The sequence below is a fragment of the Arthrobacter sp. Soil762 genome, from assembly GCF_001428335.1.
Taxonomy (GTDB): domain Bacteria; phylum Actinomycetota; class Actinomycetes; order Actinomycetales; family Micrococcaceae; genus Arthrobacter.
Genome location: NZ_LMSG01000001.1, coordinates 33,688 through 53,207, shown reverse-complemented (window position 1 = coordinate 53,207; position 19,520 = coordinate 33,688). Strand labels below are relative to the sequence as shown.

The window sequence follows — 19,520 nt, the reverse complement described above, 5'->3', positions numbered from 1 at the left end:
AAGCCCTTTCAAAGAAGAGAGAATCCCATGACCGACTTTGTCCGCACCCCCACCGTCCCGGCTCCGGACATCGTCCGCTGCGCCTACATGGAGATCGTGGTCACAGACCTTGCCAGGTCCCGCGCGTTCTACGTCGACGTCCTGGGCCTGCACGTGACCGAGGAAGATGAAAACAACATCTACCTGCGCTCCCTGGAGGAGTTCATCCACCACAACCTCGTGCTCCGCAAGGGACCCATCGCCGCCGTCGCCGCTTTTTCCTACCGGGTGAAGTCCCCCGCCGAAGTTGACGCCGCCGAGGCGTACTACAAGGAACTGGGCTGCCGCACCGAACGCCGCAAGGACGGCTTCACCAAGGGCGTCGGCGACTCCGTCCGCGTCGAGGACCCACTGGGCTTCCCCTACGAGTTCTTCTACGACGTGGAACACGTCGAACGCCTCACCCAGCGCTACGACCTCTACTCCGCCGGCGAACTGGTCCGCCTGGACCACTTCAACCAGGTCACCCCCGACGTGCCTCGCGGCCGCAAATACCTTGAGGACCTCGGCTTCCGCGTCTCCGAGGACATCCAGGACTCCGACGGCGTCACGTACGCCGTCTGGATGCACCGCAAGCAGACCGTGCACGACACCGCCCTGACCGGCGGCAACGGCCCGCGCATGCACCACATCGCATTCGCCACGCACGAGAAGCACAACATCATCCAGATCTGCGACAAGATGGGCGCCCTGCGCATCAGCGACCGGATCGAACGCGGCCCCGGCCGGCACGGCGTCTCCAACGCCTTCTACCTCTACATCCTGGACCCCGACGGCCACCGCATCGAGATCTACACCCAGGACTACTACACCGGCGACCCGGACAACCCGGTTGTCACCTGGGACGTCCACGACAACCAGCGCCGCGACTGGTGGGGCAACCCCGTGGTCCCCTCCTGGTACACCGAAGCCTCCCTGGTCCTGGACCTCGACGGCAACCCGCAGCCCGTCATCATCCGTGAGGAAAAGAGCGAAATGGCGGTCACCGTAGGCGCCGACGGCTTCTCCTACACGCGCAAAGACGCCGAAAGTGCTGCGGAAGGCTTCAAGCTCGGGGCGCAGCTCTAGCCATGCTGGACGCGAAGACGATTGAGGCCATCGCCGACGAACTCCTGGCGGCCGCCCGGACCCGCACCCCGGTCCCCCGCCTCACGGCCCGCTACCCGGAGATGACGGTGGAGGACTCCTATGCCGTGCAGCGGCTGTGGCGGCGGCGCAACGAGGACGCCGGCCGCAAGCTGGTGGGCCGCAAGATCGGCCTCACCTCCAAGGCCATGCAGTCCGCCACCGGCATCACCGAGCCGGACTACGGCGCCATCTTCGATGACATGGTACTCGGATCCGGCTGCTCGGTGGAATGGGACCAGTACACCCATCCCCGGGTGGAAGTTGAACTGGCGTTCGTGTTGAAGAAGGACCTGTCCGGACCCGGCTGCACCATCTTCGACGTCCTGGACGCCACGGACTACGTGGTCCCGGCCCTGGAAATCCTGGACTCCCGGATCGAAATGGAGGGCCGGACCATCGTGGACACCATCGCGGACAACGCCGCGATGGGCGCCATGGTGATCGGCGGCAACCCGGTCAAGCCCGACGCCGTGGACCTCCGCTGGGTCTCCGCCATCCTCTACAAAAACCACACCGTGGAGGAAACCGGTGTTGCCGCCGGCGTCCTGGACCACCCCGCCAACGGCGTGCACTGGCTCGCCAACAAAATCGCCGCCCACGGCGACGGGATGAACGCCGGGGACATCATCCTCGCCGGCTCCTTCACCCGCCCGCTCTGGGTGTACAAGGGCGACACCATCCACGCCGACTACGGACCATTGGGGGCCATCACATGCCGCTTCGAATAGAACCGGGCGCGACGTTCCGGGACGCCCTCGCGGCGGCGAGCCGCCCGCTCGCGGGAATGTGGGTCTGTTCCGGCAGCCCGCTGATCGCCGAACTCTGCGCCGGATCCGGCCTGGACTGGCTCCTGATCGACGCCGAACACAGCCCCAACGGCCTCGAATCCATCCTGGCCCAGCTCCAGGCGGTCAACGGCTACCCGGTCCAAGTCTTGGTCCGGCCGCCGGTCAACGACACCGTGCTGATTAAGCAGTACCTGGACCTGGGAGTGCAGAACCTGCTGGTCCCGATGGTGAACTCGGTGCAGGAGGCGGAAGCTGCGGTGGCCGCCACCCGCTACCCGCCGCACGGCGTCCGCGGCGTGGGATCCGCCCTGGCCCGGGCCTCACGCTGGAACCGTGTCCCGGACTACCTCGCCCGGGCGTCGGAAACCATCAGCCTCACCGTCCAGATCGAATCGACGGCGGCTGTTGAGGCCGTCGAGGAGATTCTGGCCGTGGACGGTGTGGACGCCATCTTCCTGGGACCCTCCGACCTCGCCGCCTCCATGGGCCTGCTGGGACAGCAGGAACACCCCAAGGTGCGCGCCGCCGTCGAACACTGCCTTGCCGCCGCACAAGCGGCCGGGAAACCGGCCGGGGTGAACGCGTTCAACCCGGACACCGCCCGCAGCTACCTCACGGCCGGCGCCGCCTTTGTCCTGGTGGGCGCCGACGTCGCCATCCTGGCCCGCGGCTCCGAGTCGCTGGCCGCCGCGTTCATTACCCGCGACCCGGCGGACCGCTGAGTACGGTGGGGATGTACTCGAGCAGCTGTAGCCGACCGTCGAAGGTCCGGCTGTTCACCATCTCGAGCGAGATGTCCGGATAGCCGTCGTAGATCCGTTCCCTGCCGGTGCTGCCTGTAATCACCGGGAAGACGACCAACCGGAACCTGTCCACGAGGCCGGCGGTCAGCAGCGACCGGCAGAGACTGAGGCTGCCCAGGGTGCTCAGGGTTCCGGTCCTGGTCCGTTTCAGCTCCGCCACGGCCTGGACCGCGTCGCCGGTGACCAGCTCCGAGTTCGGCCAGGTCAGGGGCGCCTGCAGGGTGGAGGAGAAAATGACCTTGGGCACGGCGGCAAGGCCGGTCAGGCTGGCCCCCTCATTCTCGGAGAATCCCGAGTCCTCGGCCGCGGCCTCCTCTGACATGCCGGACATCAGCCGGTAGGTATTCGCCCCCATAAGGAAGGTGTAGTTCTTCTCCCCTTCCTGCCCGAGCCACGTCAGGTATTCGGGCCCCTCCAGACCCCACCAGCCTGGCCACCCCTCGGCCGAGGCATACCCATCCAGGGAGATGATCAGGTCGACCATCAGATCCGCTGAGGACGCCTCTGCAGTTGTCTCGCCCATGGCCTCTCCTCGATTGATCGACGTCGGCACCGAGCTGAACTGGTGGGGCATCGGCGCCCGTGCGGGCAATGCTAGCCCTGCAGCGATCAGACGTTCAAGGGGGCAGTGTCGGCTCAGGTCCAACCGGCCCGGAACGTATCATCCGGAGTTGCCCACGGGAGAACGACGGCGGGAGGAACCGCCGTCGTTCTCCCGCCCGTGAAACCTTTACAGTCTGCGGGCGGGCGCGCTCAGCACGTCGTCGATCCTGCCCATGACACTGTCCGTGACGGCCTCGATCCCGCCCATCCCGTCCACCTCGGCGAGGATTCCGCGGCCGGCATACTTGGCCACCACGGCCTCCGTCTGCTGGTGGTACAGGTCCAGCCGGTGACGGATGACGCTCTCGTTGTCGTCGCTCCGGCCCGTTTCCCTGGCCCGGCCCAGGAGGCGCGAGACAAGTTCCTCGTCGTCCGCGGTCAACTGCAGGACCACGTCGAGTTTCTGTTCGCCGGCAGCTATGATTCCGTCGAGGTAGTCCACCTGCGCCACCGTGCGAGGGTAGCCGTCCAGCAGAAATCCCTCTTTGGCATCGTCCTGGCTGAGCCGGTTCCGCACCATCTCATTCGTGACGCTGTCCGGCACGAAGTCTCCGTTATCCATATACTTCCGGGCCTCTAGACCCAGCGGCGTTCCGCCTTTGACGTTGGCTCGGAAGATATCGCCGGTTGAAATGGCCACAACGCCGAGGCGTTCCGAAATCCGTTCCGCCTGCGTCCCCTTGCCCGAGCCGGGCGGTCCCATAATCAGCATTCTCGTCATTCAATACTCCTTGCTGCCTATGTGGACGTCTTCGTCCTGGCCCGATGCGACTGATCCGGAGGTTGCGGCCGGGCTGCATCGGCGCCTGACAGCAGCGTACGACGGCGGGAGGATCCCCGCCGTCGTACGCTGCTCTACGTGCTGTTACCGGTACGACTGGTGCAGTGAGCGGCACCCGGATTGGCGTCAGCCGCCGCTGGAGCGGGCGCCGGCCCCAGCCTACGGAATCTCTATCTAACCGCCGTTTAGGCGACGCTCTCCAGCGCTCCGGACCGGGACGGCACTCCTTCGAAGTACCCACCCTTAAAGAACAGAAGTGGCTCTGCGCCCTCCCGGGCACCGAGGGCGCGGACCGCCCCCACCACGATGGTGTGGTCGCCGCCGTCGTATTCCTCATGCAGCTCGCAGTCCACCCAGGCGAGCGCCTGGTCCAGCACCGGGTTCCCCAGCGGCGAGGCGGTGTAGTCGACGCCGGCAAACTTGTCGGCTCCGGAACGGGCAAACTGGGCGGCAAGGTGCTGGTGCCTGGCAGGCAGGATGTTCACGGTGAAGCGTCCGGCCCGCCGCAGCAGCGGCCACGTGCTGGAGGTGCGGGCGGGGCTGAAGGTGACCAGGGCCGGGTCCAGGGAAAGGGAAGCAAAGGACTGGCAAGTGAAGCCGGCCGGTCCTTGGTCCGTCGCCGCGGTGATCACGGTCAGGCCGGACGCGAAGTGGCCCAGGACGTGGCGCAGGCGCTGGGGGGTGAGATCAAAGTGTTCCGTCATGTTCTTTCCTTTCAAGGCCGATACGTCCAACCAACCAGCCGTTCGGACCCCCATTCAAGCGGCGGCGAAACGCGCCGACGCGCAAGGCAACGTGGCTTCACGGCCCGAAGCACGGGGTAACCCAACGGACCCCTGCTTCGCTGTGTTTCGACTGTCGCCCGCAGCAGCGCCCGCAGTAGCGCCTGACGATCAGAGCCTCCGTGAATCGGAGAGGCCTCCCCTCTGCCCACGGTCGGTGAGACCATACAGGCATGGCACCCATACAGCGCATCCGCCCCCAGGGGCTCATCTCGAGCCCCGCCTTCAGCCACGTCGCCATCGTGCCGCCCGGCGCGACTACCATCTACGTCGGCGGCCAGAACGCCGTCGACGCCGACGGCTCACTCGTCGGGGAGGGCGATGTGGCCGTCCAGTCTGCCCGCGCCCTCGAGAACGCACGGACTGCGCTCGCCGCAGCCGGCGCTACCCTCGGCGACGTCGTGCAGTGGACAGTGCTCTTCGTCGATGGCGTCGACCTCGCGGCGGCGTACGGGGCGATAGCATCGGAACTCGCGTCCGACGAACCGGCCCTGGTGACCGGAGCGCGTGTCGCGGCGCTGGGCGTGCCCGGGGCACTGGTCGAGATCAGCGCGGTCGCCGCCGTTATGCGGTGACGGAGATCCCAGCGAGCAGCTGGCCAAGCCCTCTGCTGGACGGCCACCGCCAATGTGATCGTCGACGCCGATCGCGGCTACGTCGCGTTCGGCTCCAGCGGCGCGCTGGTGGCCGTAGTGGTGCAGCTGTTCCCTTCAGCAGGTCTGGCTGGGGCATCCAATCGTTGCTAGCGTGGCGGCATGAACCCGTCGAAGACCCCGGCCGAGATCCTCGACATTGCCGGCACCGAGGTGAGAATCTCAAGTCCGGACAAGGTGGTGTTCCCCGAGCCCGGGCTGACGAAGCTCGACCTGGTCCGCTACTACCTCGCCGTCTCGGATGGTGCGCTGCGCGGCGCCGGCGGACGTCCGATGGTGCTCAAGCGCTTTCCGAAGGGCATCGACGCTGAACCGTTCTTCCAAAAGCGCGTGCCCGAAAACCACCCCGCCTTCATCGACACAACAACGCTGCACTACGCGTCGGGGACATCAGCCGAGGAGGCCGTCATCCGGGATGCCGCGGGCCTGGCGTGGGTGGTGAATCTTGGCTGCCTGGACCTCAACCCGCATCCCGTGCGCGCTGAGGACCTTGAACACCCGGACGAGCTCCGGGTGGACCTCGATCCGATGCCGGGCGTTGACTGGGCCCAGATCCTTGATGTCGCGCATGTCGCGCGGGAGGTGCTCGACGACGTGGGGCTGGTGGGGTGGCCAAAGACAAGCGGATCGCGCGGACTGCATATCCTGGTGCGCATCGCGCCGCAGTGGTCGTTCCGCGAGGTGCGGCTCGCCGCCGAGACCCTCGCCCGCGAGGTCGAAAACCGCGCTCCCGGCCTGGCCACCGCGCACTGGTGGAAGGAAGAGCGCGGCGAGAGCGTGTTCGTCGACTTCAACCAGAACGCGAAGGACCGCACCGTGGCATCGGCGTACTCGATCCGGCCCCTGCCCGACGCCCGGGTCTCGACGCCGCTCACCTGGGATGAGGTCCGCTCCATCCGGCCGGAACAGTTCACGGTCCGCACGGTGCCCGGGCGCTTCGCCGACGTGGGCGATCCCCACGCAGGCATCGATGACGCGGTGGGCACACTCGACGGACTTCTGGCACTGGCGGCCGAGCTCGGCCCCGCCGAGAAGCCGCCGCGCAGCGGCGACGGCTCCGGCCGCCGGCAGTCGCTGATGCCGCTCATCGAGGTTGCCCGCACCAGGACCAAGCCCGAGGCCCTCGCGGCACTCGATGAGTGGAAGTCCCGGCACTTGGACCTCGTCCCGGCCCTGCACCCCGCCGATGTGCTCGTCGACGGAATGCGTGGATCAAGCTCGATCTGGTACCGGGTGCGGGTGAACCTGCAGCACGTCCCCGAACCGGAGCGTCCGCCACAGGAGGAGCTCATCGCCGACTACGACCCGTGGGCCGGCAAGGAGTGGCCCGGGCGGCCAAGGCCCTGACACCGCAACGGAAACCGGACGTGCGCGCGTCGAGCGGGTCTTCTGCGCTTCCCCCCATCCCTGCAAAAATGTGATAGACGCCACAAGCCTTCGGCATCAAACTAGTTGGATGGAAGATACGGAGAAGCACGACACCATCGCCAAAGTTACCGACCTGCTCGCCGCACGCTATCCCGACGCACCCCGGCCGGTGGTCGTCCGGGTCGTCACAGAGGAATACGAAACACTCGATTCCGGCCGGATCCGGACCTATATCCCGACCCTTGTCGAACACGGCGCCAGGAACAAACTCCACCGCGAGTTCTCCCGCCGGAACAGGGAAACCTGACGTCCCGCCGAACCGCGTCCGCAGCTGGTCAGGGACGCGCCATCGCATTCGCAGGTCCCTTGGGGCGTCGATGCCCTCGAAGGAGCCATCACCTACCCTGCATGGCTTTCCTTGCCCAGTTGGTACCTGATCGCCTCCGATGACCGGATGATCCCGCCGTCGGGACACCCCAAAGCCGCATCAGCCTGGACCGTCGCGCACGGGATATACCCTGGACGTCGAACTCCCCCGCGGCGTCAGGGCGACGGCGGAAATGCCGGACGACGGCGGCAGCCGCCACGGCGCGGATCTCACCAGAGTTGTCGGCTGAGAGTCCGGCACGAGGACCCGGACGCGGCGGCAAAAGAGCCATGCTGGTCCGGCCCCAGGAAAGCACCGTGCGCTCGGGTTGGAGCCCGGGGTCCTCGTGCGTGGGAGCAGCTGGAGCTCCCGGCATCAGTTCAGCGCGATCAGGATGATCACTACAGCTGCAGTGACTGCCCCGCCCAGGCCGAGGAGCGGAACAATGATCGGCAGGGGAAGTGGTTTTCCGTGCCGCATGCTCGACTCGATGGAGACCCACCGCACTGCGGCGCCGGCACTGATCAGCATCCCGATAGCCACCAGGCTTAGCGAATCCCGCTGTCAACAACCAGCGTGATGTGAACGGGCCTGTCCGAGATGACCACCAGCTCGGTAGCCGTCGAAGCGTAGCCGCCGACGTTGGTCGCCCTGATCACATATCGTCCGTCAGGCAGCGTCAGATTGAAGGCACCGGTGCTATCAGTTTGTGTTGAGCCCCGGACGGCATCCCCGTCCAAGGCAACAACCGCGGCCCCTGATACTGGGCGCGGTGGACACTCCTGACCAACACGTTCGACGGGACAGACCGGGGCGGTCAGGACCACCCCGGCAACGTCCCCGGAATGCCCCGTGACCGGACCGCTTGGACTGGTGCACCCGCACAACCACAGGACGGCGGCCAATAGAACCCAGACGGAACACTTCACCTCACTCACCAACCGCCTCGCGTGGGCGTATGTCCCTTTCGGGCATCGTCGGGCATGGCCATTTCGGCCCGCAGGCCTAGGAGCCGGATCGGACGGCCCGCTTCGATTCCTGCTGCGAGCTCCAAGGCCCGCGCGAGGATTTCCTCCCTGTCGAATGTCTGGGGAATCTTCCTCCCGTGGTTCTTGGTCACGAACGGCGCGTACCGAACCTTCAGAGTCAGCCCAACCACGGGCCGTCCTTCAGCCACGACATCCTCAAGGACACGAGCTGTCAGCTCCCTCACGGCGTCGTCCACCTGGGCGGGCTCGGTCAGGTCCCGCTGGAAGGTGGTCTCCCGGCTATGCCCGCGGGCAACCCACGGCGTGTCGTCCACAACGCTGGCGCCATCCCCGCGTCCGAGCTCCGCGTACCAAGGACCCATCCTGGGGCCAAACTCCGGAACCAGGTTCTGGGGGTCAGACGCGGCGAGCTCGGCCACTGTATTGATGCCGAGCTTGGCCAGCCGGCCCGACACTTTGGTTCCGACACCCCACAGGTCCTTGGTGGGCCGACTGCCCATAACGTCGAGCCAGTTCCCGGCAGTCAGACGGAAAACGCCGGCCGGCTTGCCGAAACCGGTGGCGACCTTGGCCCGGACCAACGTGTCGCCGATGCCCACGCTGCAATGCAGCCGCGTTCGCTCCAGGACAGCGGTCTGCACCTGCCGGGCGTAGGCTTCCGGATTCACTGTCTCAGTGCCCATAAAGGCTTCATCCCAACCCAGTACCTGCACGGTGGCGCCGGGCTGCGCGCGCAGCGTAGCCATCACCGTTTCAGACGCCGCGAGGTAAGCCTCCTGATCGACGGGCAGGATCACAGCGTCGGGCACTTTCCGGGCCGCAATGCGTAAGGGCATTCCGGAACCCACACCGAAGGCCCTGGCTTCGTAGGATGCGGTCGATACCACAGCTCGTTCCGTGGGGTCCCCCCGACCGCCGATAATGATCGGCTTCCCCGCAAGCTCCGGCCGCCGGAGCACTTCGACCGCCGCGATGAACTGGTCGAGATCGACATGCAGCACCCACCGGATTCCGCTCACGCCACCAGTCTGCCCTAATCATCCCTGGCAAGCATCGGCCCGCCACATAGCGATCAAGCGTCCGCACGGGAACCGCAACGCTAAGACACCCGCAATGGCAAACGGGCCGTTCGGACACCGCTCGCCAGCGCCAAATGGGGCAGCCACTGGTCTGTCCAATTTCAGCCTCATCACTTTGTCGAAACCCAACAAAATCTCGCCTCTAACTGGGAACTACCGTCGGTTCGGAAGAAACATCCGCAGCTATGCAGCCCCAAAGGACAATCGATGACGATGCAGCCAGAGCTCCAGGCCAACCCCGGCCCCATCCTCGAGACCGCCCGGAAGCAGGTTCTGGAGCAGGGCATCGGACTCTCCGAAAGCCAGCTGGTGGAAATCCTCAGGCTGCCGGACCGGGACCTGCCCGCCGCACTCCAGCTTGCCCACGAGGTGCGGCTCAGGCATTGCGGTGAGGACGTCGAGGTGGAAGGCATCATCTCCATCAAGACCGGTGGCTGCCCCGAGGACTGTCACTTCTGCAGCCAGTCCGGCTTGTTCGACTCCCCCGTCCGCGGCGTCTGGCTCGACATCCCCGAACTGGTCAAAGCCGCGAAGGAGACCGCCGCAACCGGAGCCACCGAGTTCTGCATCGTCGCCGCCGTCCGCGGCCCCGACATCAAGCTCATGAACCAGATCAAGTTCGCGATCGACCGCATCAACGAAGCCGTGGAGATCAACATCGCCTGCTCCCTGGGCATGCTCACCCAGCGCCAGGTGGACCAGCTCGCCAGCTGGGGAGTCCACCGCTACAACCACAACCTCGAAACCGCCCGCAGCTACTTCCCCGAAGTCGTCACCACCCACAGCTACGAAGAACGGCTCGAGACCTGCAACATGGTCAAGGACGCCGGCATGGAACTCTGCTGCGGCGCCCTGATCGGCATGGGCGAGAGCCTGGAACAGCGCGCCGAACTCGCAGCCCAGCTCGCGGCCCTGGAACCCCACGAAGTCCCGCTGAACTTCCTCAACCCCCGCCCCGGAACCCCGCTGGAAAACCAGGGCATCATGGACGGCAAGGACGCCCTCCGCGCCATCGCCGCGTTCCGGCTGGCGATGCCCCGCACCGTGCTCCGCTACGCCGGCGGACGGGAGCTGACCCTCGGCGACCTCGGAACCAAGGCAGGCCTCATGGGCGGCATCAACGCCGTCATCGTCGGCAACTACTTGACCACCCTGGGTCGCCCGGCAGACGCCGACCTGAACCTGCTCGTCGAGCTGAACATGCCCATCAAGGAACTCCAGAAGACACTATGATCCCCAACCGCTCCCTAACCTCGCAAGCTCGGCCAGGGAACCCGGCGGTCGTGGCCCCAGGCTCGACGAGCTTTACCACCGGCGATGCAGCAACCGCAACCACGGCTAAGTTCTGCGGGCACTGCGGTGAACCGTCCGACGTCGGCGCCAGCCCGGCGTCGGACGTTCACCGCCGTTGCGGCGAACGGCTCGCCATGGAACCGCCGCGGTACTGCGCCGCCTGCCGGCGGCGGATGAAAGTCCAGGTGACGCCGCTGGGCTGGAGCGCCGAATGCTCCCGCCACGGGATGCTCGCACCATGAGTGCCGAGACGCCGCCGGGCCTGATCCAGCGGGACCGCGCCCGGCTGTGGCACCCCTACGCGCCGGCGTCCCCGGACCTTCCGCTGTGGGAGGTCGAGGCGGCCGACGGCGTGCGGCTGCGGCTTCGGGCCGAGGACGGCGCACGCCACGAGGTGGTTGATGCGATGTCCTCGTGGTGGTCAGTGATTCACGGCTACCGCAACCCGGTGCTGGACTCCGCCGCCCATAAACAGCTGGAGAGTTTCAGCCATGTGATGTTTGGCGGACTCACGCACGCCCCGGCGGTGGAACTGGCCGAGCGGCTGGTGGACATGGCCCCTTCCGTACCAGGACGGCCGGGCTTGGAGCGGGTATTCCTCGCGGACTCGGGTTCGGTTGCCGTGGAGGTTGCGCTGAAGCTGGCCGTGCAGTTCCAGACCACGTCCGGGCACCCGCAGAGGCAGCGGTTCCTGAGCATCCGCGGCGGGTACCACGGCGATACGTTCGCTGCCATGGGTGTCTGTGATCCCGTGGACGGGATGCACTCCGCGTTCCCGGGCCTGCTGGCGGGCAACGTGTTTGCGCCGCGTCCCCCGGCGGCCGCCTCCGCAACCCCGGAATCCGTGCAGGCGTGGGCATCCGACCTGGAGGACATCGCGGCTGCGCATTCCGGGGAGCTGGCCGCGATCATCGTCGAACCGGTCCTGCAGGGTGCCGGCGGCATGCACGCCTACCCGGCCGAATGCCTGACAGTGCTGCGGCAGGTGGCGGACCGGCATGGCCTGCTGCTCATCTTCGATGAGATCGCCACCGGTTTTGGGCGGACCGGCGAGCTGTTCGCGGCCGATCATGCCGGCGTCGTGCCGGACATCATGTGCGTGGGCAAGGCCTTGACCGGCGGGTACCTGACCCTCGCCGCAATGCTCTGCACCGCGGAGATTGCCTCGACTGTGTCCCGCGGCCAGGCCGGCGCCCTGCTGCACGGCCCCACCTTCATGGGCAACCCGCTGGCATGTGCGGTGGCCAACGCCAGCCTCCGCATCATCGGCGACGGCGGCTGGCGGGCCGACGTCGCCCGGATCGGCGCCGGCCTCGCATCAGGGCTCACCCCCGCCTGGGACCTTGAGGCGGTCCGGGACGTCCGCACCATCGGCGCCGTCGGAGTCATCGAGCTGCACGACGCCGTCGACGTCACCGCGCTCACCGCCGCGGCCATCCGGCACGGGGTCTGGGTCCGGCCGTTCCGGAACCTCGTCTACACCATGCCCCCGTACATCAGCACCGCAGCAGACATTGAGCAGATCACTGCGGGCATGACGGCGGCCGTCGCCGAAGTGCACGGGCGCGTCCCGGCACGGTCCGGAGGTGCGGCATGAGCAGCTCGATGATCCAGTGGCTCGAGCGGCAGGCCGCAGTCCGGGACCGCCGGGGCCTGGTCCGCCGCCCGCTCCCCCGCGCCGCGGACGAACAGTTCATCGACCTGGCCAGCAACGACTATCTCGGCCTCGCGGCGGACCCTCGCGTCGCCGCGGCAGCTGCCGCGGCCGCATCTCTGTGGGGTGCGGGCGCCACGTCCTCCCGCCTGGTCGCCGGAACCACCCGGCTGCATCTGGACCTCGAGCAGGAACTGGCCATGCTGGCCGGGATGGACACGGCCCTGGTGTTCTCCTCCGGCTACCTGGCCAACATCGGCGTGATCACGGCACTCGGCGGCCCCGGGACCCTGATCGTCGCGGACGAACACTGCCACGCCTCAATGATCGACGGATTCCGGCTCAGCCGCTCCCGCACCGAATCCTTCACCCACAACAGCGTGGAGGAAGCGAGCCGCCTGCTTGCCGACCGGCCGGAGCCACGCGCGCTGATCGCCGTCGAATCCCTCTACAGCGTCTTCGGCGACGAAGCCCCACTCGCTGACCTGCTGGCCCTGGCCGAGGAACATGACGCCGTGCTGCTCATCGACGAGGCCCACAGCCTCGGGGTCACGGGCACCGGGGACTTCCAAGGCCGCGGCTCGGTGGCCGGAACCTTCCTTGCCGGGCATCCGAATGTGGTCGTGACCGCGACGCTGTCCAAGGCCCTAGGCAGCCAAGGCGGAGCAGTCCTGGGATCCCCGTTGCTGCGGGAACACCTCGTCAACCGGGCCCGAAGCTTCATCTTCGACACCGGGCTCGCGCCTGCCTCCGCCGCCGCAGCCCTCGCCGCGGTGCGGATCATCCGGGACGAGCCCTGGCGGACCGGATCCGTGCGAAGCAACGCTGCAGCGCTGGCCGCCGGGCTCGCCCCTGCCCTCGCATCCCGCGGCGCCACCGTCGAGCAGACCGCGGGGGCTGTCCAGTCCATCGCCATGCCGTCCGCCGCAGCAGCCCTGGCAGCTGCCGAGGCGGCGCGGACCGCCGGCGTCCGGATCGGCTGCTTCCGCCCGCCATCCGTTCCGGACGGGATTTCCCGGCTGCGCCTGACCGCGCGCGCCACGCTTACGCCCAACGAAATCGATGACTGCTGCGCAGTGCTGCGCGGCATTTTGGAGGAACTTCCATGAACCTGCCCGGCATCATCCTGGTCACCGGTACGGACACCGGCGTCGGCAAAACAATGACGACGGCGGCCCTCGCCGCCGTCCTCCACGAAACGGGGCGCAGCGTCGCGGTGTACAAACCGTGCCAGTCAGGAGCCGCCGACGGCGATTCCGACGCGGCCGAAATCGTCCGGCTCGCCGGCGCCGTGACAGCTGAAACCGGAGTCGTCCTGCAGCAGCCGCTGGCACCTGTCGCGGCTGCCGCCGTCGACGGAACGTCCCTTCCCCCGGTTGCCGAGCACGCTGGGAAAGTCCGCGGGCTCGCCGCGTCCCACGATCACGTCCTGGTTGAGGGCGCAGGCGGGCTGCTGGTGGAGCTGGATTCCGACGGCGGCACCCTTGCGGAACTTGGATCACTCCTGGCCGCGGCATTTGTGGTCGTCGCCCGGCCCGCCCTCGGCACGCTGAACCACACCGCCCTGACCCTCGAAGCGCTGGACGCGCGGGACCTGCAGGTCCTTGGCGTCGTGCTCGGCAGCTGGCCACTCATCCCGGACGTTGTGCATCACAGCAACCGTCAGGTGCTCGGATCGCTGCGGGTACCCTTCCTCGGCGCCCTCCCGGAGCACGCGGCGGAACTGTCCCCGGCGGATTTCCGAGCCGGAGCAGCCGCCTGGCTGAACGGACTCCCCGCGTGAACCCGGCGCTGACGGCCGCCGGACCCGTTGAGTTGCTGGTGCCCGGAGGTCCCGGACAGGCTGAGACCACGGGACACGACGGCGGCGCCAGCTGCCCGTACCTCGTGGTGCGAGACCCGGACGCGGTCCGTGAAGTGCTGCACCGGCCTGCCGACTTCAGCCCCGCGAACGCGCTGGTCGCCGTGACGCCCCTTGCAGGGCCCGCCCTGCGTGTTCTCCAGCGCGTCCACTTTGCATTGCCTCCCGTTCTCGCCAGCAACGACTCGGACACACACGCCGGGATCCGCAAGCTCGTCACGGGCTTCTTCACACCTGCCACCGTCGCCGCCATGGAGCCGCGGATCCGGGAACTGGCCCAGGAAGCGGCACGGAACGCCGCGGACCAGCTCGAATCTTCCGGCCAGGTGGACCTCGTTCAGGCGGTGGCGGCGTTTCCCCCAGCAGTCGTCATGCTCGAACTCCTCGGACTGCCCGTCCGGGATCTTGCGGACCTCAAGCGGTGGGGCCTTGACTCCATGGAGCTGTTCTGGGGCTGGCCCGACGGGAGCCGCCAACTCGAACTGGCCCACAGCGCCGCAGATTTCTACGTCTGGCTGCGCAAGCTCGTCGCGGAATCCAGGGCGGCCCCCGGACGGAACCTGTTCAAATCCCTGGCCGAGCACGGCCTGTCCACCCCCGAAATCTGCTCACTAGGCTACTTCCTGCTGATCGCCGGACAGGAAACAACCACCCAGCTGATCAGCACCACCCTGTTCCGCCTCCTGGAGGGATCCGCGCCTCTAGGCTGGAAGGACGCGGCCACCGCAACAGGCTCCGGGACCATGGTCCGGCACGTGCTTGCCACGGAATCCTCCGTGCCCACCTGGCGCCGCGTGGCAGCCCACGACACGAACCTCGATGGCGCCCGGATTCCTGCCGGCACCGAAATCCTCCTCGAACTCAGCGGCAACCACATCACGTCACCGGCCGCACTCGCGAGCCAGTCCATACCTTCGGAGACGGCCCACCGCGGTCAATCCACCGGCCATGGCCTTGTTTTTGGCTCCGGCATCCACCGCTGCCTGGGCGCCAAGCTCGCCGAGCTGGAGGCCGCCATAGTTGTCCAGGAGTCCGCCACTGCACTGACGGACGTACACCTGCAGGACCACCAGCCCGATTGGATCCAGCTCCTGTCCTTCCAAGCACCCCGGACCGTCACGGTGGCGAACAGTCCACGAAACTTTGCCCGTCATTCGTAAGATATTCCTGGCAAGTGCTGCTTCTAGACGGCACTGTTGACGCGACAGGTGATGCAGGTTATTAGGGTGGGAAGATCGGCCGACGAGGGTGACGTCGGTGCTGGTGCGGTCATCGCCGCCACGCTTGCCGACTACCTCGGCAAGCTCGGCGCGGAGGAACTCTTCCAGGGTGGCGCCGTCGTCGTCTGCCTTGAACTTCGCTGCGGTGCGGTCTCTGCGAGCAGGAGCCCGGTGTTGCTCATGCGGCGGGCGAATCGATGCGCCTTGGGATGTTCATGGTGGACTTACGATGCATCTGATAGGCGTAGGCTATCTATTCGTTCGCGCGGAAACTTCTTTCGGACGGCCTTGTTCCCGCAGACGGCTGGGGCCCGTCGGGGCGAACTATCTACGGGAGGTGGCGTGGACACACGTCAGTTGAAGTATTTTCTGGCCGTGGTGGACCACGATGGATTCAACCGTGCCGCGGAACATCTGCTGATCGCCCAGCCCTCGCTTTCCCAAACCATCGCCGGCTTGGAGAAGGACCTGGGCGTGCCCCTGTTCCACCGCATCGGCCGGCGGGCGGTACTCAGCGAAGCCGGGAAGGAACTCGTCGGGCCGGCACGGCTGGTGCTGCGGGACCTTGACGCCGCGCAGTCGGCGGTGCAGGCACTAAGGGGCTTGCGCAGCGGCCGGCTGGACATCATCACCATGCCGTCCCCCGGAATCGAACCTTTGACTTCCATGATCGCCAGCTTCTCCCGGCTGCATCCCTCGGTCCGACTCAACGTTGGGGCCGCTTTCACGCCGGAGGAAGTCATCGAATCCGTCCGGAACGGCAGCAGCGAGATCGGTCTGGCGGGTTCCGCCACCCAGATCAGGGTTCCGGGCGTCCAGGTGCTGGAGCTGGAGCGGCAGCCGCTGATACTCATCGTCAACCCGCAGGCCGACACTTTCAATTCCGGGACGGCCATCCAGCGGGAAGATCTGGGCGGGCACCGGCTGATCGCCAGCCAACGCGGCTCGCTGATGCGCTGGCTGGTCGATGATGCGCTGGCGCACGGGGTCCGCACCGAAATCGTGGTCGAGGTCGCGCACCGGACCTCGATTCTGCCGCTGGTGCTCGCAGGGGTCGGCCACGCGGTGATGCCCTCCTCCTGGGCGCCGCTGGCGCACAAATCCGGGCTGCGGACGTTGCTGATCCAGCCGGTCTCGCATCTGGATGTGGCGATCCTGAGCCGAAAGGAAGACCTCACGCCGGCGGCCCGGGCCTTCCTGAAAGTAGCTGAGCTGCACGTTGCACAAAATAACGATCGCTGACCTGCCCTCGTTCGATCGGTAGGTAAAACCTATTTAGTGCATCGGATCTTGGTCTTGGACGCCTCATGCACCCAGGCCTTCTACTTGAAGAGGAAGGCAGTGTGACGCTGCTAACAGACTCAACGAGGAGGCAGGCACATGAGCGCCACCCAGAAATTCACCATCGCTTCGATCCCCGCAGACGGTGTCGGCAAGGAAGTTGTTTCCGCTGGCCGCCGGGTCATGGACGCCCTGGCGGCGAACTCCAACGGCAAGTTCGCCTTCGAATGGACCGAGTTCCCGTGGGGCTGCGGTTACTACGATAAGACCGGCCTGATGATGGATGCCAACGGCTTGGAAACCCTGAAGAACTTCGACGCGATCTACTTCGGCGCCGTCGGCTGGGAGAACGTCCCGGACCACATCAGCCTCTGGGGCCTGCGCCTGAACATCACCCAGAACTTCGACCAGTGGGCCAACATCCGCCCCGTGAAGTTCCTGCCCGGCATCCAGTCCCCGCTCCGCAAGGCAGACAACACCGAACTCGACTGGGTGGTCGTCCGTGAAAACAGCGAAGGCGAATACGCCGGCCTCGGCGGACGGAACCTCAGCGGCCGCGGACCGGGCAACGAAGTCGCCCTGCAGACCGCACTCTTCACCGAAAAGGGTTGCGAACGCATTATGCGCTTCGCCTTTGATCTGGCCCGGACCCGGACGGTGAAGAAGGTTTCCTCAGTCACCAAGTCCAACGCGCAGCAGTACGGCATGGTCCTGTGGGACGAAGTCTTCAACCGTGTGGCCCTGGACTACCCGGACGTCCAGACCGAAAGCGTCCTCGTGGATGCGATGAGCGCCAAGTTCATCCTCAAGCCGGAAGACCTCTCCGTGGTGGTCGCGTCCAACCTGAACGCGGACATCCTCTCGGACCTCGGCTCGGCACTGGCAGGCAGCCTGGGTCTGGCGGCCAGTGCCAACCTGAACCCGGAGCGCCGCTTCCCTTCCATGTTCGAACCGGTCCACGGCTCGGCCCCGGACATCGCCGGCAAGGGCATCAGCAACCCGATCGGCGCGATCGCCAGCGCCGCCCTGATGCTGGACCACTTCGGCCTGCACACCGAAGCCCGCCAGGTCGAGGCCGCCATCGAGCAGACCACCGCCGCCGGGTTCCTGACGCGCGACGTCGGTGGCGAGGCCAACACCGATGACGTCACCGATGCCATCATCAAGGCCCTCACCCACACCCTGGCCGTCGTCTAGCCAGAACGCCCGACCGCCGGGGCCAACCAGCCCTGGCGGTCAGTACATAGCCCGGAGTGGACGGTGGTAGAACACCGCCGCCGTCCACCCCGTGATGCTCTCATTCATCAAGCACCCTCCAGCTATATTCCACAACGAGGTAGGAATCATGGATCACATCACCACCGCCGGCACGGCAACGCCGGCCCCGAAGACACGCTGGTACAAGCAGCTCTACTTCTGGGTACTGACCGCCATTGTTGCCGGCATTCTCGTCGGCTGGCTCGCACCGACGGTCGGCATCGCCATGGAACCCATCGGGACGACCTTCGTCAGTTCGATGAAGATGCTCATCGGCCCCATCGTATTCCTGACGATTGTGGGCGGCATCGCCAGCGTCGCGGACCTGAAAAAGGTCGGCATGACCGGCCTGAAGGCCCTGACCTACTTCCAGGTCGGCACGATTCTCGCCATGGTCTTCGGCCTGGTCGCGATCAACCTCTTCCGCCTCGGCGACGGGGTCAACGCCGACGCCGGTTCGATCAAGACCACCGAATCGGCTGCCAAGCTCATCGACGCCGGAGCGAACCAGGAGTGGTGGCAGTTCCTCACCCACATCATCCCCAACAGCATCATCGGGCCTTTCGTTGAAGGGGACATCCTCCAGATCATCTTCATCGCCGTGGTCTTCGGCATCGCCCTGAACGCCATGGGCAAGGTCGGAGCACCCGTCCTGGACGGCGTGCAGCGCCTCACCGGCGTCATGTTCAAGATCCTGAGCTTCATCATGAAAGCCGCCCCGATCGGCGCCTTCGGTGCGATGGCATACGCAGTGGGCAAATTCGGCGTCTCCTCCCTCACCAGCATGGGCGGACTCATCGCTCTCTTCTACATCACATCCATCATCTTCGTCGTGGTGGTCCTCGGCTCCGTCATGGCCTTCCTGAAACTGAACATCTTCAAGATGATCCGCCACCTCAAAGAGGAATACATGCTCATCCTGGGCACCTCCACCGCCGAACCGGCCCTCCCGGGCCTGATGCGCAAGCTGGAGCATGCCGGCGTGAAGAAGGAAACCGTTGGCCTGGTGGTCCCCACCGGCTACAGCTTCAACCTCGACGGCGCCGCGATCTACCTCTCACTCGCAGCCCTCTACATCGCCCAGGCCACCAACACGGACCTGACCCTCGGCCAGCAGCTAGGCCTGCTCGCCGTGATGCTACTGACCTCCAAGGGCGCGGCAGGTGTGGCTGGCGGCGGCTTCATCGCCCTGACCGCCACGCTCACCACCATCGGCACCATCCCGGCTGCCGGCATCATGCTCATCTTCGGCATCGACAAGTTCATGTCCGAATGCCGGGCCCTGGTGAACTTCACCGGCAACGCCGTGGCCACCCTGTTCATCGCCTGGTGGGACCGCACCCTGGACGCGGACCGCGCCCGCCGGGTCTTCGCCGGCGAAACCGTGGAACCCATGCCGTCCGAGGACCCGATCCACGTCGACGAGGTCACCGACATCGACGATGACCTGACAGAATACGGGCACCACGCGCCCAAACACCCCTCAGCTGAGGAGACCGCACCCAAGCATGCCGTCGACGCCGAATCCGGCAAGTCCGCTGACCGCCGCCCGGCCTTCTCGGAAACCGTCTGAG

22 protein-coding genes and 1 pseudogene are annotated in these 19,520 nt (G+C 66.6%); 15 read left to right on the top strand and 8 right to left on the bottom strand.

Annotated elements, in window-relative coordinates; genetic code table 11:
- Positions 1-27: 27 nt before the first annotated feature.
- From hpaD to ASG77_RS00250, 3 genes are read left to right on the top strand one after another with little or no spacing between them, the layout of a single operon-like run.
- On the top strand, positions 28-1,107 hold the full coding sequence (gene hpaD / locus ASG77_RS00260; protein WP_056339600.1) for a 3,4-dihydroxyphenylacetate 2,3-dioxygenase: 1,080 nt from the start codon (positions 28-30) through the stop codon (positions 1,105-1,107).
- A gap of 2 nt (positions 1,108-1,109) precedes the next feature.
- Complete coding sequence (gene hpaH / locus ASG77_RS00255; RefSeq protein WP_056339597.1) at positions 1,110-1,895, top strand: 2-oxo-hept-4-ene-1,7-dioate hydratase; 786 nt, start codon at positions 1,110-1,112, stop codon at positions 1,893-1,895.
- Positions 1,880-2,677, top strand: a complete 798-nt coding sequence (locus tag ASG77_RS00250) for an HpcH/HpaI aldolase family protein (protein ID WP_082575759.1) — start codon at positions 1,880-1,882, stop codon at positions 2,675-2,677. The genes hpaH and ASG77_RS00250 overlap by 16 nt, the downstream gene beginning before the upstream one ends.
- Here ASG77_RS00250 and ASG77_RS00245 read toward each other — a convergent pair.
- From ASG77_RS00245 to ASG77_RS00235, 3 genes are all read right to left on the bottom strand, one after another.
- Positions 2,652-3,281, bottom strand: a complete 630-nt coding sequence (locus ASG77_RS00245) for a dihydrofolate reductase family protein (RefSeq protein WP_056339591.1) — start codon at positions 3,279-3,281, stop codon at positions 2,652-2,654. The genes ASG77_RS00250 and ASG77_RS00245 overlap by 26 nt on opposite strands.
- 207 nt (positions 3,282-3,488) lie before the next feature.
- Positions 3,489-4,082, bottom strand: coding sequence for an adenylate kinase (locus ASG77_RS00240; RefSeq protein WP_056339584.1), 594 nt, complete (start codon positions 4,080-4,082; stop codon positions 3,489-3,491).
- Between the two features lie 245 nt (positions 4,083-4,327).
- Positions 4,328-4,846: a flavin reductase family protein gene (locus ASG77_RS00235; RefSeq protein ID WP_056339583.1), complete on the bottom strand. Its 519-nt coding sequence runs from the start codon at positions 4,844-4,846 to the stop codon at positions 4,328-4,330.
- Positions 4,847-5,097: 251 nt separating this feature from the next.
- Here ASG77_RS00235 and ASG77_RS00230 point away from each other — a divergent pair, with 251 nt between their 5' ends.
- The 3 genes from ASG77_RS00230 (at position 5,098) to ASG77_RS00220 (ending at position 7,252) form a co-directional block, all read left to right on the top strand.
- A complete protein-coding gene (locus tag ASG77_RS00230) occupies positions 5,098-5,499 on the top strand; it encodes a RidA family protein (RefSeq protein ID WP_056339582.1) in 402 nt (133 codons plus the stop codon).
- A gap of 180 nt (positions 5,500-5,679) precedes the next feature.
- Positions 5,680-6,924: a non-homologous end-joining DNA ligase gene (gene ligD / locus ASG77_RS00225; RefSeq protein WP_056339581.1), complete on the top strand. Its 1,245-nt coding sequence runs from the start codon at positions 5,680-5,682 to the stop codon at positions 6,922-6,924.
- Between the two features lie 109 nt (positions 6,925-7,033).
- Entirely contained in the window at positions 7,034-7,252 is a 219-nt protein-coding gene (locus tag ASG77_RS00220; protein ID WP_056339580.1) for a three-helix bundle dimerization domain-containing protein, read from the top strand.
- 88 nt (positions 7,253-7,340) lie between these two features.
- Here ASG77_RS00220 and ASG77_RS22330 read toward each other — a convergent pair whose 3' ends face one another.
- From ASG77_RS22330 to ASG77_RS00215, 4 genes are all read right to left on the bottom strand, one after another.
- Positions 7,341-7,688 (bottom strand): DUF202 domain-containing protein, encoded by a 348-nt coding sequence (locus ASG77_RS22330; RefSeq protein WP_082575758.1) that lies wholly within the window; start codon positions 7,686-7,688, stop codon positions 7,341-7,343.
- A complete protein-coding gene (locus tag ASG77_RS21630; protein WP_156380145.1) occupies positions 7,688-7,855 on the bottom strand; it encodes a hypothetical protein in 168 nt (55 codons plus the stop codon). The genes ASG77_RS22330 and ASG77_RS21630 overlap by 1 nt, the downstream gene beginning before the upstream one ends.
- A gap of 5 nt (positions 7,856-7,860) precedes the next feature.
- On the bottom strand, positions 7,861-8,139 hold the full coding sequence (locus ASG77_RS22090) for a carboxypeptidase-like regulatory domain-containing protein (protein WP_235564217.1): 279 nt from the start codon (positions 8,137-8,139) through the stop codon (positions 7,861-7,863).
- 107 nt (positions 8,140-8,246) lie between these two features.
- Positions 8,247-9,320 (bottom strand): DNA polymerase IV, encoded by a 1,074-nt coding sequence (locus tag ASG77_RS00215; RefSeq protein ID WP_442854224.1) that lies wholly within the window; start codon positions 9,318-9,320, stop codon positions 8,247-8,249.
- 267 nt (positions 9,321-9,587) lie between these two features.
- Between ASG77_RS00215 and bioB the strand changes: the two genes are divergently transcribed.
- Genes bioB through ASG77_RS00190 form a run of 6 tightly spaced genes read left to right on the top strand, consistent with a single transcriptional unit; the run spans position 9,588 to position 15,348 of the window.
- The gene (gene bioB / locus ASG77_RS00210) at positions 9,588-10,613 is read left to right on the top strand and encodes a biotin synthase BioB (protein WP_056339577.1); all 1,026 of its coding nucleotides are present in this window, start codon (positions 9,588-9,590) and stop codon (positions 10,611-10,613) included.
- A 50-nt stretch (positions 10,614-10,663) separates the two neighbouring features.
- Entirely contained in the window at positions 10,664-10,915 is a 252-nt protein-coding gene (gene bsaP / locus ASG77_RS20955; protein WP_082575824.1) for a biotin synthase auxiliary protein BsaP, read from the top strand.
- Positions 10,912-12,270 carry an adenosylmethionine--8-amino-7-oxononanoate transaminase gene (locus ASG77_RS00205; RefSeq protein WP_056339576.1) on the top strand — a complete coding sequence of 453 codons (1,359 nt, stop codon included), beginning with the start codon at positions 10,912-10,914 and terminating at the stop codon, positions 12,268-12,270. Before bsaP ends, ASG77_RS00205 begins: the two co-directional genes overlap by 4 nt.
- Before the next feature lie 8 nt (positions 12,271-12,278).
- Positions 12,279-13,436 carry an aminotransferase class I/II-fold pyridoxal phosphate-dependent enzyme gene (locus ASG77_RS00200; RefSeq protein WP_056341451.1) on the top strand — a complete coding sequence of 386 codons (1,158 nt, stop codon included), beginning with the start codon at positions 12,279-12,281 and terminating at the stop codon, positions 13,434-13,436.
- A complete protein-coding gene (gene bioD / locus ASG77_RS00195) occupies positions 13,433-14,110 on the top strand; it encodes a dethiobiotin synthase (protein WP_056339575.1) in 678 nt (225 codons plus the stop codon). The genes ASG77_RS00200 and bioD overlap by 4 nt, the downstream gene beginning before the upstream one ends.
- Entirely contained in the window at positions 14,107-15,348 is a 1,242-nt protein-coding gene (locus ASG77_RS00190) for a cytochrome P450 (protein ID WP_327019602.1), read from the top strand. The genes bioD and ASG77_RS00190 overlap by 4 nt, the downstream gene beginning before the upstream one ends.
- A gap of 78 nt (positions 15,349-15,426) precedes the next feature.
- On the opposite strand, the pseudogene ASG77_RS22325 reads toward ASG77_RS00190, so the two are convergent.
- Positions 15,427-15,634: pseudogene (locus ASG77_RS22325) on the bottom strand (glyceraldehyde-3-phosphate dehydrogenase); the annotation flags it as partial.
- 116 nt (positions 15,635-15,750) lie between these two features.
- Between ASG77_RS22325 and ASG77_RS00185 the strand changes: the two are divergent.
- The 3 genes from ASG77_RS00185 (at position 15,751) to dctA (ending at position 19,519) form a co-directional block, all read left to right on the top strand.
- Complete coding sequence (locus ASG77_RS00185; RefSeq protein WP_056339574.1) at positions 15,751-16,650, top strand: LysR family transcriptional regulator; 900 nt, start codon at positions 15,751-15,753, stop codon at positions 16,648-16,650.
- 138 nt (positions 16,651-16,788) lie between these two features.
- Positions 16,789-17,886 (top strand): tartrate dehydrogenase, encoded by a 1,098-nt coding sequence (locus ASG77_RS00180; RefSeq protein WP_056339573.1) that lies wholly within the window; start codon positions 16,789-16,791, stop codon positions 17,884-17,886.
- A gap of 148 nt (positions 17,887-18,034) precedes the next feature.
- Complete coding sequence (dctA, locus tag ASG77_RS00175) at positions 18,035-19,519, top strand: C4-dicarboxylate transporter DctA (protein WP_056339572.1); 1,485 nt, start codon at positions 18,035-18,037, stop codon at positions 19,517-19,519.
- Position 19,520: the final 1 nt, after the last annotated feature.